Below are 13,833 nucleotides of genomic sequence, written 5' to 3'. Positions count from 1 at the left end.
TCCGGGCTTCCTATGGTTCCCGAGTGCCTTCGACCGGAGGCACCCTCTCGACCTGGAGCCCCTCGCGATGATCAGCACCGCACGCCCCGTCCGCCCCCTCCTCGCGTTCGCCGCGGGAGGCACCCTGCTCGCGCTCGTGGGCTGCGCCCCCGCCTCGGCGTCCGGCGGCGGGGAGCCGCTCGAGGGCGGCACGATCGTCTACGCCCACCAGCAGGAGCCGGCGTGCGTCTTCGGGGGATGGATCGAGCAGGCGTACCTCTCGTACCAGGTGCTCGACAGCCTGCTGTCGCTCGACGAGGACGGCACCGCGGTGCCGTGGCTCGCGGAGAGCTTCGACACCTCCGACGACGGGCTCGACTGGACCTTCCGCCTCAAGGAGGGCGTGGAGTTCACCGACGGGACCCCGCTCACGGCCGAGGTCGTCGCCTACAACTTCGACTACTGGATCGCGGGCGGCAACTCGACCGCCCAGGTGTGGCTCGACGGCTACTACGAGTCGGCTGAGCCCGTCGACGAACTGACGCTCGTCGTTCACCTGTCGCGGCCCTACCCGCGACTCGCCGAGACGATCACGCAGGGGTACTTCGGCATCCAGTCGCAGAAGGCGCTCGAGAACCGCAGCGACGAGGAGAACTGCGAGGCCCCGATCGGTACGGGCGCGTTCACGGTCGCGTCGTGGGACCGCGGCTCGCAGATCGTGCTGACGCGCAACCCCGACTACACCTCGTGGCCCGCGAACGCGAAGCACGAGGGGCCGGCGATCGTCGAGACGGTGCAGTGGAAGTTCGTCGCGGATGCCACGACGCGCGTCGCGGCGCTCCGCAGCGGTGAGGTGCACGCCGTCTACGACGTGCCCGCGGTCGAGTGGAAGCCGCTCGGCGACGAAGGCTACGAACTCGAGAAGTACGTCACCCCGGGTCGCCCGCAGCAGCTCACGTTCAACGCCTCCCGCGGCGTCTTCGCCGACGAGAAGGTGCGTCAGGCGTTCGCCTACAGTCTCGACCGCGAGTCGGCGGTCGAGACGATCGGACAGGGCCTCATCCCGTTCGAGGGCAACGGCGGCGTGAGCCGGTCGACGCCCGAGTACAGCCAGAAGGCGGCGGATCGCTACTCCTACGACCCCGAGAAGGCGGATGCGCTGCTCGACGAGGCGGGCTGGACGGGCCGCGACGACGACGGCACGCGCACGAAGGACGGCGAGCGGCTCACGGTCGTGCTGCCCTACGGCGCGGGCTCGATCATCAACGCGGACGGCGCCGCGATCCTGCAGGCGCTTCAGGAGCAGGCGACGAAGGTCGGCTTCGATGTCGACCTCATCCCGGTGCCGCAGAGCGAGCTATTCGCGGGGGCGTACTCGACCTCGGAGGAGAAGGACATCTCGGTCGGGTACTGGACGGCCGTGACGGCGGGCATCCTCTACGTCAACTGGCGCCAGAGCACCGACGGCCACCCCAACTACTGGAACCAGGCCTTCTACGACGACGCGACGCTCGAGGCCTTCATCCTCGAGGGCAACTCGGCCCCCGACCTCGAGACGCAGCACGCCGCGTACGAGCGGGCACAGGAGTACATCGCGGATCACGCGCTCGCGATCGGCGTGTACGACCGGCTGTCGACGCTCGCGGTGGGCGGGAAGCTCAAGAACGTCTGGCAGGAGCACTCGCAGGGAGGGCCGGTCTTCCATGACGCGTACCTCCTCGGCTGAGGTCCTCGAGCGGGGCGAGGCGGCACCGGATGCCGCCCCGCCCCGCACCGGGACCGCCCGCCTCCGCACGATCGGCCTCCGGGTCGTGTCGGCCGTCGCCGTGCTCGTGGGCGCCGCGACCGCAGCCTTCCTCGCGCAGACGGCGCTCCCGGGCGACCGCGCCACGACGATCCTCAACATCCGCAGCGGCCAGGCGGTGGCGCGCACGCCCGAGGAGCTCGCGCCGATCATCGCCCAGTTCGGCCTCGACCGGCCGCTCGTGCGGCAGTACCTCGACTACCTCGCGGGGCTCGCGCGCGGCGACCTCGGCTCCTCGTACCAGCAGTTCCGTCCCGTGTGGGACATCATCGGCGAGCAGCTCGGGGCGACCCTCGTGCTCACGCTCACGGCGATCGCGCTCGCGTGGCTGCTCATGGTCGTCTGGGTCGTGCTGACCGCCGGCCGCGGCCCGCGTGTGCGGGGCCTCGGTCAGACGGTCGACACCGTCGCGGCGGGCCTGCCGCCGTACTGGCTCGGCACCGTGCTGCTGCTCGTGTTCGCCCTCACGCTGCACTGGGCGCCCGTCATGGGCGGTGGCGGCATCGAGGCGCTCGCGCTGCCCGCGCTCACGCTCGCGATCCCGCTCGCGGGCTCCATGGGCCAGGCGACGCGCACCGAGTTCGAGCGCGCGCTCGAGCAGCCCTTCGTCGTGTCGGCGCGGATGCGGGGCATGGGCGAGACGGAGCTGCGGCTCCGGCACGTCCTCCGTCACGCCGTGCTGCCCGCGGTGACGCTCAGCGGCTGGGCGCTCGGCGCCACGATCTCGGGCGCCGTGGTCGTGGAGAGCATCTTCAACCGACCCGGCATCGGACGGGTGCTCGTGACCGCCGTGAGCTCGCAGGACATCCCCGTCGTGACGGGCATCGTCGTGCTCATCGCCGCCGTCTACGTCGTCGCGAACCTCGTCGTCGACGTGCTCTACACCGTCGTCGACCCGAGAGTGAGGATCGCATGACCCGCCTCGCGCCCGCCCCCTCCGCGCCGCCCGCGCTGCCTGCGCCGGCATCCGTGGTCCGCGCTCGCCGCAGGCCCGCGCCGAGCCTCGTGGCGTCGCTCGCGCTCATCGCGTTCCTGCTCGTCGCGGCGGTCTGGCCCGCGATCCTCTCGACGCACTCTCCGACGGCCAACGACTTCGCGGCGGCGCTGCAGTCGCCGAGCCTCGCGCACTGGTTCGGCACCGACGAGGCGGGCCGCGACCTCTACAGCCGCGTCGTGTGGGGCGCGCGCGAGTCGCTGCTCATCGGCGCGGGGGCCGCGACCGTGAGCCTGAGCCTCGCGATCGTGCTCGGCACGGCCGGCGCGCTCGGCGGGCGTGTGCTCTCGGGGGCCGTCGGCTTCGTGCTCGAGGTCGCGTTCGCCTTCCCGGCGCTCCTGCTCGCGCTGCTGCTCGTGGCGATCCTCGGCCCCTCCGCCTGGACCCAGGTGCTCGCGGTCGGCATCGGCACGGCCCCCGGATACGCGCGCATCGTGCGCGGCCAGGTGCTCGCCGCACGCACCTCGGGCTACGTCGAGGCGGCCGTCGCGCTCGGTCACCCGCGGTGGCGGATCGTGCTGCGGCAGATCCTGCCGAACGCGCTGCGGCCTCTCGTCGCGATCTTCGCGCTCTCGGTCGGCCAGTCGATCGTGTGGGCGTCGAGCCTCGCCTTCCTCGGACTCGGCGTCGCGCCGCCCTCGTCGGAATGGGGTGCCCTGCTCGATGCGGGCCGCGCGTACATCACGCGTGCGCCGTGGCTCGTCGTCATCCCGGGGCTCGTGATCGTGGCGCTCGCACTCGCGGCGACGAGCCTCGGCGGTCACCTCCGTACGGCTCTCGAGAAGGGAGACAGGTCATGACGCTCACCACCGAGCCCACTCCGGCCGCGCTCGCGGAGCGCGCGTCCGGACGGCGGGGCGAGCCCCGCATCCGGGCACGCGGCCTGTCGGTCGGCTTCGCGACACCCTCGGGCGAACGTCGCGTCGTGAGCGACGTGTCGTTCGAGCTGCACGCCGGACGCTGCCTCGCGATCGTGGGGGAGTCCGGCTCGGGCAAGTCCGTCACCGCGCGCACGCTCGTGGGGCTCACGGGCCGCGGCGCCGTCGTCGAGGCCGAGGAGCTCTCGCTCGACGGCGAGGACCTGCGCGGCTTCCGCGAGCGTCGCTGGCGCGGCATCCGGGGACGCCGGATCGGCGTCGTGCTGCAGGACGCGCTCGTGTCGCTCGACCCGCTGCGCCCGGTCGGCGCCGAGATCGCGGAGGCGCTGCGGCTGCACGGCTGGGGCGACCGTCGCGCGCGACGAGCCCGCGTCGTCGACCTGCTCGAGGCCGTGGGCGTGCCCGAGCCCGAGCGCCGGGCGCGGCAGCGACCCGGCGAGCTCTCGGGCGGGCTGCGGCAGCGGGCGCTCATCGCCTCGGCGATCGCGCTCGAGCCCGAGATCGTCATCGCCGACGAGCCGACGACCGCCCTCGACGTGTCGGTGCAGGCGCAGGTGCTCGCGCAGCTCGCCGCGATGAAACAGCGCGGCGTCTCGCTCGTGCTCATCTCGCACGACCTCTCGGTCGTCGCGCACCTCGCCGACGACATCCTCGTGATGCGGGCCGGCGAGGTCGTCGAGCAGGGGGAGGCCGCGCGGGTGCTCGGCGATCCGCAGCACCCGTACACGCGCGACCTCATCGCGGCCGTGCCCGGCGGGCACACGCGCGACACGCGCCTCGCCCCGCACTTCGAGCTGCCCGCGTTCCCGGCGCGTCACCGGCCTCCGCATGACGACGCCTCCCCGCTCGTCGAGGCGGTCGGTCTCCGCAAGAGCTACCCCGTGCCGGGCGGGGGCCGCAGCACCGCCGTCGGGGGCGTCTCGTTCACGATCGAGCACGGCCGTACCGTCGGCATCGTCGGCGAGTCCGGCTCCGGCAAGTCGACGACCGCCCGTCTCGTGCTCGCGCTCGAGCAGCCGGATGCGGGGGAGGTGCGGATCGCGGGGAAGCCGTGGTCCGGCATCCGCGAGTCCCGCCGTCGGCCCGGACGCCGCCGGGTGTCCGTCGTGGCGCAGGACCCCCTGAGCTCGTTCGACCCGCGCTGGACGGTCGAGCAGATCCTGCGCGACGCCCTCGGCACCGCGCAGCGCCCGGCGGCGCGCGACGCCCGCATCCGCGAGCTTCTGCGCCTCGTGGCGCTCCCGGATGCCGTGCTCGGCAGGTCGCCCCTCACGCTCTCCGGCGGGCAGCGGCAGCGCGTCGCGATCGCCCGGGCGCTCGCGGGGGAGCCCGAGCTCATCGTGCTCGACGAGGCGGTGTCGGCTCTCGACGTCTCGGTGCAGGCGCAGATCCTCGACCTGCTCGTCGCCCTGCAGGATGCGCTCGGCGTGAGCTACCTGTTCATCTCGCACGACCTCGGCGTCATCCACCACATGAGCGACGACATCCTCGTCATGAAAGACGGCCTCGTCGTCGAGCACGGCGATCCCGACGCGATCTTCCACCGACCGCAGCACCCCTACACCCGCGATCTCGTCGGGGCGCTCGCGCGCCTCGACGCGCCCGCACCGGCCCAGACCCCCTCGACAGGAGACCCCGCATGACCACGCCCCTGCGCTTCAACGCCTTCGTCATGAACACGGCGTCGCACATCCACCACGGCCAGTGGCGCCGGCCGGATGCGCGTCAGCACGAGTTCGCGGACGTGCGGCTCTGGATCGACCTCGCCCGGCAGCTCGAGGCGGCCAAGTTCGACGCGATGTTCTTCGCCGACGTCACAGGCCTCTACGGCGACGCCGACGGCGACTGGTCGGTGTACGTGCGCGAGGGGCTCCAGATCCCGAGCAACGACCCGACCGTGCTGCTCGGCGCGCTCGCGGTGTCGACGAGCGAGATCGGGCTCGCGCTCACCTCGAACGTCGCCCAGTCGCATCCGTTCCACTTCGCGCGCCAGGTGTCGACCCTCGACCACCTCTCGCGCGGCCGCGTCGCGTGGAACATCGTGACGGGCGTGCAGGACAACGGCGCCCGCAACTTCGGGCTCGACCGCCTCACCGACCACGCGGAGCGCTACCGCTGGGCCGAGGAGTACGTCGACGTCGTCTACAAGCTCTGGGAGGGCTCGTGGGAGGACGACGCCCTGCTGCAGGACAAGTCCGGCTGGTTCGCCGACCCCGCGAAGATCCACAAGATCCACCATGTGGGGGAGCGCTATCGCGTCGAAGGCCCGCACCTGCCGTCGCCGTCGCCGCAGCGCACGCCCGTGCTGTTCCAGGCCGGCTCCTCGTCCTCGGGGCGCGACTTCGCCGCGCGGCACGCCGAGGCGACCTTCATCATCGCGCCGAATCCGGATGTCGCTGCCGCGCAGATCGCCGACACCCGCCGCCGCGCGGTCGAGGCGGGCCGCGAGCCCGGCGACATCACCTTCTACCAGGGGCTGAGCTTCGTGATCGGCGACACCGAGGAGGAGGCCCGCGCGAAGGCCGAGGAGTACGAGCGCTACATCAGCGTCGACGGCTACCTCGCCCACTCGGCGGTCGTCGACCCCGACGGTCGCGTGTACCGGCCCGAGACCCTCCTCAAGGACGTCGAGACGAACACGGCGAAGGGCTTCCTCGAGTGGACGCGCGCCGCCATCACCGACCGCGAGCCCACCGTGCGCGACCTCGCGCGGATGTCGTCCGGCTCGACGCGCGTCGTCGGCACGCCCGAGCAGATCGCCGACCGCATCGAGGAGTGGCAGGCGGCGGGGGTCGACGGCATCAACGTCATCAACTGGGTGATCCCGGGATCGTTCACGGAGTTCGCGGAGAAGGTGACGCCCGTGCTCCAGCGGCGCGGCCTCGCCCAGACGGAGTACGCGCCGGGTCCCCTGCGGGAGAAGCTCTTCGGCTCCGCGCGGCTCAACGAGCGGCACCCGGCGGCGCAGTACCGCGGGGCGTTCGACGCGCCCGCCGCGCGTCGCGAGGACCTCGCAGCAGCGCGCTGACGCGCCCCGGGCAGGCGTGGAGACCCCGCGCCTGCCCAGGTCGCAGTGCGGTCACGGTTGCCGCCCGCGGTTTGACCGGCCCCCGGGGGGATGAGAGGGTGACAACATGGACGCCCTCGTCGAGATCGACCACGTCGACAAGCATTTCGGTGAGCTTCACGTTCTCAAGGACATCAACACGTCCGTGGGTCGCGGCGAGGTCGTCATCGTCATCGGGCCCTCCGGGTCGGGCAAGTCGACCCTTTGTCGCACCATCAACCGACTCGAGACGATCGACTCGGGCGAGATCCGCATCGACGGGGTGCCCCTGCCTGCCGAGGGCCGCGATCTCGCGAAGCTGCGCGCCGACGTCGGCATGGTGTTCCAGTCGTTCAACCTCTTCGCGCACAAGACGGTGCTGCAGAACGTGACCCTCGGCCCCATCAAGGTGCGCGGCCTCTCGCGCAAGGACGCCGAGAAGCGCGCGATGGAGCTGCTCGAGCGCGTCGGCGTCGCCAACCAGGCGGCCAAGCTCCCCGCCCAGCTCTCGGGCGGCCAGCAGCAGCGCGTCGCGATCGCCCGGGCGCTCGCGATGGAGCCGAAGCTCATGCTCTTCGACGAGCCGACATCCGCTCTCGACCCCGAGATGATCAACGAGGTGCTCGACGTCATGACCGAGCTCGCCCGCTCGGGCATGACGATGATCGTCGTCACCCACGAGATGGGCTTCGCCCGCAAGGTCGCGGACCGCGTGCTCTTCATGGCCGACGGCGCGATCGTCGAGGAGGGCACCCCCGAGGCGTTCTTCACGAACCCGCAGACCGACCGCGCCAAGGACTTCCTGGCCAAGGTGCTGACCCACTGAGACGGGTCCCCCCGACCGCTTACCCACCCACCGCGCCATACCCGGGGCGCACCGAGAGAAAGAGGCAGAGATGAGACTCACGAAGTCGTTCAGCATCGCGGCCCTCGCCTTCGCGACGGCGATCGCGCTGGCAGGTTGTGCGGACTCGGAGGCGCCGGGCGACGAGCCCACCGTCGAGGAGACGCCGGAGTTCGAGGCGGGCACCACGATGGCGGAGCTCGCCGAGGCGGGCACCATCACGATCGGCACCAAGTTCGACCAGCCGCTGTTCGGGCTCGCGGGCCCCGACGGCACCCCGGAGGGCTTCGACGTCGAGATCGGCAAGCTCATCGCGGGCAAGCTCGGCATCGCCCCCGAGGACATCACGTGGACCGAGACGGTCTCGAAGAACCGCGAGCCGTTCATCCAGGCGGGTGAGGTCGACATCGTCATCGCGACCTACACGATCAACGACGAGCGCAAGAAGGTCGTCTCGTTCGCGGGCCCGTACTACACGGCCGGCCAGGACATCCTCGTCGCCGCGGGCAACCCCGAGGGCATCACGGGCGTCGAGGACCTCGCGGGCAAGAACGTCTGCTCGGTCTCCGGCTCCACCTCGGAGAAGAACCTGATCGCGGCGGGCGTCAACGTGCTCCCGGCCGCCGGCTACAGCGAGTGCCTCGAGCCGCTGCGCAACGGCGCGGTCGTCGCCGTCTCGACCGACAACGTCATCCTCGCGGGCCTCGCGGCCCAGAACGAGGGCGAGTTCGAGGTCGTGGGCAACCCGTTCACCTCGGAGCCCTACGGCATCGGCCTCGCGCTCGAGGACGACGAGTTCCGCAACTGGATCAACGACGTGCTCGAGGAGGCCTACGCCGACGGCAGCTGGGCCGCCGCGTGGGAGAAGACGGCGGGCGTCGTGCTCGACACGCCGGAGCCCCCGTCGGTCGACCGCTACACGCGCTGATCGAAACGGATGCGGCGTCCGCCTCGCGCGGGCGCCGCATCCGCCCCCTGAGACACCTGAGACCTGAGGAAGGAGGAGCGTGGACGCCGTCCTCGACAATCTGCCGACGTTCTTGCGCGGCTTCGGCACGACGCTCGCGCTGCTCGGCATCGCGGGTGCCGGCGCGCTCGTGATCGGCACGCTCGTCGCCGCGATGCGCATCTCTCCCGTCGCATCGCTGCGCGGCTTCGCGACCGTCTACACGGAGATCCTGCGGAACACGCCGCTCACGCTCGTGCTCTTCTTCTGCGCGTTCATCCTCCCGTATCTCGGGGTGCGCATCGACTTCTTCATCCTCGCGAGCATCGGCCTCACGGCCTACACCTCGCCCTTCGTCGCGGAGGCCGTGCGCTCCGGCGTCAACGGCGTGCCCGTCGGCCAGGCGGAGGCCGCTCGCTCGATCGGTCTCGGCTTCGGCCAGACGCTCGGCATCGTCGTGCTGCCGCAGGCGATCCGCATGGTCATCCCGCCCCTCATCAACGTGCTCATCGCGCTCACCAAGAACACCTCCGTCGCGGGCGCGTTCTTCGTGAAGGAGCTCTTCGCGTCCGCTCAGGACGTCATCAACATCCGCGGTGACGAGGTCTTCGCGATCCTCATCGCGGTCGCCGTCTTCTACCTCATCATCACGGTGACCCTCGGCCGCGTCGCGGCCGTCGTCGAGCGTCGAGTGGCGGTGCTGCGATGACGAACGTGCTCTACGACGTGCCCGGCCCCAAGGCCCGGCGCCGCTCGCGCATCATCTCGGTCGTCGGCATCGTCGCGATCGCCGTCGGCCTCGCGGCCCTCGTCTGGGCCCTCGCCGCGCCGCGCATCACGGCGACGGGCGCCGAGCTCCCCGGCATGTTCGACCCGAGCCGCTGGGACATCCTCGGCGACCGCGCCGTGTGGCGCCGCATCGGCGTGGGCGTGCTCAACACGCTCCAGATGGCCGGTGTGGCCGCCGTCGGCGCCGTCGTGCTCGGCGTGCTCATCTCGTTCCTGCGCACGGCGCGCACGGGATGGATCCGCTACCCGATGGTCGTCGTGCTCGAGTTCCTGCGCGGCATGCCCGTGCTGCTCATGATGCTCTTCGTGCTCCTCATCTTCTCGACGGGGGCGTACTGGGCGGGCGTCATCGCGCTCGTGCTCTACAACGGCGCCATCATCGGCGAGGCGTTGCGCGCGGGCATCGCGTCGCTCCCGCGCGGTCAGCGCGAGGCGGGCCTCGCGATCGGTCTCGGCCCCGTGCGCACGCGGCTCTCGATCGAGTTCCCGCAGGCGTTCCGGCAGATGCTGCCGATCATCATCGCGCAGCTCGTGGTGCTCCTGAAGGACACCTCGCTCGCCTACGTCATCGGCTACAACGAGCTGCTGCGCACGACGACGAACCAGCTCGCGAACTACTACGGCTCGCGCTACCTCTTCACGCTCTTCTTCGTGACGTTCGCGATCTACCTCACGATGAACCTGCTGCTGTCGTGGATCGCGCGCATCGTCGCGCGACGCGTGGATGCGGGGCGGATGCCGAAGGGCACGACGCCGTTCTCGCGGAAGGCGGAGTCGAGGAAGCGCGTGGACGACGCGTTCGCGACGCGCGTGCAGGATCAGAGCCTGCAGGGCGGCGGCCCGGGCACCCCCTGAAACGGCGCACAGCCGCACGCCGATAGACTCGATCCTCGTGTCGAACCCCATCACCGAGCAGGCGGTCACCGCTGCCGTCGAGGCGGCGCTCGCCGCGATCGGCGAGGCCGGCGACTCGGCGAGCCTCAAGGCGGCGCGCAGCGCGCACGCCGGAGAGTCGTCGCCGCTCGCCCAGCTGAACGCCGCCATCCGCGACCTCCCCGGCGACCAGAAGGCCGCCGCCGGCAAGCTCGTCGGCCAGGCCCGCGCCCAGGTGAGCCAGGCGCTCGCCGCGGCCGAGGAGCGCGTGCTCGCGGCCGAGGAGGAGGCCCGGCTCGCCGCCGAGACGGTCGACGTGACGGCGGTGCCGTCGCGCTGGAACCGCGGCGCCCGGCATCCGCTCTCTCTCCTCATGGAGGAGATGAGCGACCTCTTCGTCGGCATGGGCTGGGAGGTCGGCGAGGGCCCCGAGCTCGAGCACGAGTGGTTCAACTTCGACGCCCTCAACTTCGACGAGGACCACCCGGCCCGCGCGATGCAGGACACCTTCTTCGTCGAGCCCGCCGACCGGCACCTCGTCATGCGCACGCACACGAGCCCCGTGCAGATCCGCTCGCTGCTGTCGCGCCCGCTGCCCGTCTACGTCGCCGCCGTCGGCCGCACGTACCGCACCGACGAGCTCGACGCGACCCACACCCCGGTCTTCCACCAGATCGAGGGCATCGCGATCGACAAGGGCCTCACGATGGCGCACCTGCGCGGCACGCTCGAGCACCTCGCTCGCGCGATGTTCGGCGAGGGCGCGCAGATCCGCCTGCGCCCCAACTACTTCCCGTTCACCGAGCCGTCCGCCGAGATGGACGTGTGGCAGCCGAACGCCAAGGGCGGCGCCCGCTGGGTCGAGTGGGGCGGATGCGGCATGGTGAACCCCAACGTGCTGCGCGCGGCGGGCATCGACCCGGAGGAGTACCAGGGCTTCGCGTTCGGCATGGGCATCGAGCGCACCCTGCAGTTCCGCAACGACATGAACGACATGCGCGACATGGTCGAGGGCGATGTGCGCTTCTCGCAGCAGTTCGGAATGGTGGTGTGATGCGCGTCCCGATCAGCTGGCTGGGGGAGTGGACCGACCTTCCCGAGGATGTGACCCTCGAGCACCTGCACGCGGCGCTCGTGAAGGTCGGCCTCGAGGAGGAGGACACCCACGGCTTCGCCCTCACGGGCCCCATCGTCGTGGGGCAGGTGATCTCGGCCGAGCCCGAGCCGCAGTCGAACGGCAAGACCATCAACTGGTGCCAGGTCGACGTCGGCGAGGCGGAGCCGCGCGGCATCGTGTGCGGCGCGCACAACTTCGGCCCCGGCGACAAGGTCGTCGTGACGCTTCCCGGCGCCGTGCTGCCCGGGCCCTTCCCGATCGCGGCGCGCAAGACCTACGGTCACGTGTCGGACGGCATGATCGCCTCCGCGCGCGAGCTCGGCATGGGCGACGAGCACGACGGCATCCTGCGGCTCGCCGAGCTGGGGCTCGACCCCGAGGTGGGCACGGATGCGATCGCGCTCCTCGGTCTGGACGACGCGGCCGTCGAGGTCAACGTCACGCCCGACCGGGGCTACGCGTTCTCGATTCGCGGCATCGCGCGCGAGTACTCGCACTCGACGGGCGCGGCGTTCCGCGACCCCGCCGCCGCCGTCCAGGCGGCGCCCGTCTCCGGCTACCCGCTCGCGATCACCGACGACGCCCCCATCCGTGGCCGCCAGGGCTGCACGGTCTTCTCGGTGCGCGTCGTGCGCGGCATCGACCCGAGTCGCCCCACGCCGCCGTGGATGGCTTCGCGGCTCCGGCTCGCCGGCATCCGCTCGATCTCGCTCGCGGTCGACATCTCCAACTACGTCATGCTCGAGCTCGGCGTGCCGAACCACTCGTACGACCTCGCGAAGGTCGACGAGGGCGGTCTCATCGTGCGTCGGGCGAAGCCGGGCGAGCAGCTCGAGACGCTCGACGGCAAGGTGCGCACGCTCGACCCGGCCGATCTCGTGGTCGCCGACGCGCGGCGCCCCCTGGGTCTCGGCGGCGTCATGGGCGGCGCCTACAGCGAGCTCTCGGACGACACGACCGACGTGCTCATCGAGGCCGCGATCTGGGACCCGGTGTCGGTCGCTCGCACGGTGCGCCGTCACAAGCTCCCGAGCGAGGCGGCGAAGCGCAACGAGCGCGGCGTCGACCCGCGCGTGGCGGAGCTCGCCACGGCGCGTGTCGCCCAGCTGCTCGTCGAGCTCGCGGGCGGCACGCTCGACGAGCTCGGCGTGCTCTACGACGCGTCGACGCCGCTTCCCGCGGTGCGCCTGCCGCTCGACCGCCCCGCCGCGATCGTCGGCGTGCCGTACACGCGCGACGAGGTCGTCGGCACGCTCGCCATGATCGGCGCGACCGTCGAGCTCGACGGCGACGTCGCGACCGTCACGCCGCCGAGCTGGCGGCCCGACCTCGTCGACGACGTCTCGCTCATCGAGGAGATCGCCCGCATCACGGGCTACGACCGTATCCCCGCCGAGCTGCCGATCGCCCCCGCGGGCCGCGGTCTCACGCGGGCCCAGCGCGCGCGCCGCCGCGTCGCGCAGACGCTCGCGGCCGCGGGCTCGACCGAGGTGCTCGCGTACCCGTTCGTGTCGGATGCGGTGGCCGAGCGCTACGAGCCGGGCGCCGCATCCGTGCGCCTCGCGAACGCGCTCGACCAGCAGGTGTCGCTCCTGCGTCGCACGCTGCTGCCGGGCCTCGTCGAGACCGCGCACCGCAACCTGTCGCGCGGCCTCACCGACCTCGCGCTCTTCGAGATCGGCACCGTGTTCCTCCCCGAGGCGGGTGTCGAGTACGGCACCGACTTCATCCCCGTCGGGGCGGAGCGCCCCGGCGATGACACCCTCGAGCGCCTCGGTGCGGGCATCCCGCCGCAGTCGCGTCACGTGGGCGGCCTGTTCCTCGGCGACGTCGTGCCGAAGCAGCCCGGCGAGGCGCCCGTCGCGGCGGGCCTCCCGGATGCGCTCGACGCGGTACGCCAGGTGGGCCTCGCACTCGGCCTCGACATCCGCGTCGCTCAGGGTTCGCACCCCGCGCTGCACCCCGGCCGCACGGCCGAGCTGCGCGTCGGCGAGACCGTCGTGGGCGTCGCGGGCGAGCTGCTGCCGGCCGTCGCGCTCGAGTCGGACCTGCCGCGCGTCGTCGCCGTGTACGAGCTCGACCTCGACGCGCTCATCGAGCTGAGCGACGTCGACCGCCACGCGACGCCGATCGGCACGCTGCCGGCCGCCACCCAGGACCTCTCGCTCGTCGTCGACGCCGCGGTGCCCGCGGGCGATGTGCGCGACGCGGTCGCCGAGGGTGCGGGCGAGCTGCTCGAGCACATCCGGCTCGTCGACGACTACCGGGGTCAGGGCGTCGCGGAGGGCAGCAAGTCGCTGACCTTCGCGCTGCGCTTCCGAGCCGCCGACCGCACGCTCACGGCCGCCGAGGCGACCGAGGCGAAGCTCGCGGGCCTCGCGCGTGCGGCCGAGCGGTTCGGCGCGACTCTGCGGGAGTAATCGCGCAGCGGCGCTCTGCTACCCTCGACGCGTGGGTCAGCGGATGCCGTTCGAGAGCGTGGAGCTCCGTCGCGTCCGCCGCGTGCGCCGAATCTCGGCGACGTCGCGCCGCTGACCCGTCTCAGCCCGTCGCGTGACGTCGC

At 72.0% G+C, this 13,833-nt stretch carries 11 protein-coding genes; all 11 read left to right on the top strand.

Translation table 11 applies throughout. The features are described from left to right. Positions 1-67: 67 nt before the first annotated feature. The 11 genes from H4J02_RS08685 (at position 68) to pheT (ending at position 13,690) form a co-directional block, all read left to right on the top strand. Complete coding sequence (locus tag H4J02_RS08685) at positions 68-1,705, top strand: ABC transporter substrate-binding protein (protein WP_187674220.1); 1,638 nt, start codon at positions 68-70, stop codon at positions 1,703-1,705. Then, positions 1,683-2,699: an ABC transporter permease gene (locus H4J02_RS08680; protein WP_187674219.1), complete on the top strand. Its 1,017-nt coding sequence runs from the start codon at positions 1,683-1,685 to the stop codon at positions 2,697-2,699. Before H4J02_RS08685 ends, H4J02_RS08680 begins: the two co-directional genes overlap by 23 nt. After that, entirely contained in the window at positions 2,696-3,577 is an 882-nt protein-coding gene (locus H4J02_RS13920; RefSeq protein ID WP_222942161.1) for an ABC transporter permease, read from the top strand. Before H4J02_RS08680 ends, H4J02_RS13920 begins: the two co-directional genes overlap by 4 nt. Further along, positions 3,574-5,298 carry an ABC transporter ATP-binding protein gene (locus tag H4J02_RS08675; RefSeq protein WP_222942160.1) on the top strand — a complete coding sequence of 575 codons (1,725 nt, stop codon included), beginning with the start codon at positions 3,574-3,576 and terminating at the stop codon, positions 5,296-5,298. The genes H4J02_RS13920 and H4J02_RS08675 overlap by 4 nt, the downstream gene beginning before the upstream one ends. Further along, positions 5,295-6,683, top strand: a complete 1,389-nt coding sequence (locus tag H4J02_RS08670; protein ID WP_187674217.1) for an LLM class flavin-dependent oxidoreductase — start codon at positions 5,295-5,297, stop codon at positions 6,681-6,683. Before H4J02_RS08675 ends, H4J02_RS08670 begins: the two co-directional genes overlap by 4 nt. Before the next feature lie 106 nt (positions 6,684-6,789). Then, the gene (locus H4J02_RS08665; RefSeq protein WP_187674216.1) at positions 6,790-7,527 is read left to right on the top strand and encodes an amino acid ABC transporter ATP-binding protein; all 738 of its coding nucleotides are present in this window, start codon (positions 6,790-6,792) and stop codon (positions 7,525-7,527) included. A gap of 70 nt (positions 7,528-7,597) precedes the next feature. After that, the gene (locus H4J02_RS08660; RefSeq protein WP_187674215.1) at positions 7,598-8,473 is read left to right on the top strand and encodes a glutamate ABC transporter substrate-binding protein; all 876 of its coding nucleotides are present in this window, start codon (positions 7,598-7,600) and stop codon (positions 8,471-8,473) included. 79 nt (positions 8,474-8,552) lie between these two features. Next, positions 8,553-9,200, top strand: a complete 648-nt coding sequence (locus H4J02_RS08655) for an amino acid ABC transporter permease (RefSeq protein ID WP_187674214.1) — start codon at positions 8,553-8,555, stop codon at positions 9,198-9,200. After that, positions 9,197-10,135 (top strand): amino acid ABC transporter permease, encoded by a 939-nt coding sequence (locus tag H4J02_RS08650; protein WP_187674213.1) that lies wholly within the window; start codon positions 9,197-9,199, stop codon positions 10,133-10,135. The genes H4J02_RS08655 and H4J02_RS08650 overlap by 4 nt, the downstream gene beginning before the upstream one ends. Before the next feature lie 37 nt (positions 10,136-10,172). Next, positions 10,173-11,207 carry a phenylalanine--tRNA ligase subunit alpha gene (gene pheS / locus H4J02_RS08645; protein ID WP_187676609.1) on the top strand — a complete coding sequence of 345 codons (1,035 nt, stop codon included), beginning with the start codon at positions 10,173-10,175 and terminating at the stop codon, positions 11,205-11,207. Continuing rightward, on the top strand, positions 11,207-13,690 hold the full coding sequence (gene pheT / locus H4J02_RS08640; protein ID WP_187674212.1) for a phenylalanine--tRNA ligase subunit beta: 2,484 nt from the start codon (positions 11,207-11,209) through the stop codon (positions 13,688-13,690). The genes pheS and pheT overlap by 1 nt, the downstream gene beginning before the upstream one ends. Positions 13,691-13,833 lie beyond the last annotated feature (143 nt).

Origin of the sequence: Protaetiibacter sp. SSC-01, assembly GCF_014483895.1 — a bacterium.
GTDB lineage: Bacteria > Actinomycetota > Actinomycetes > Actinomycetales > Microbacteriaceae > Homoserinibacter.
Note: the sequence above shows the minus strand (reverse complement) of the source record. Positions and strands in the feature narration are given on the sequence as shown.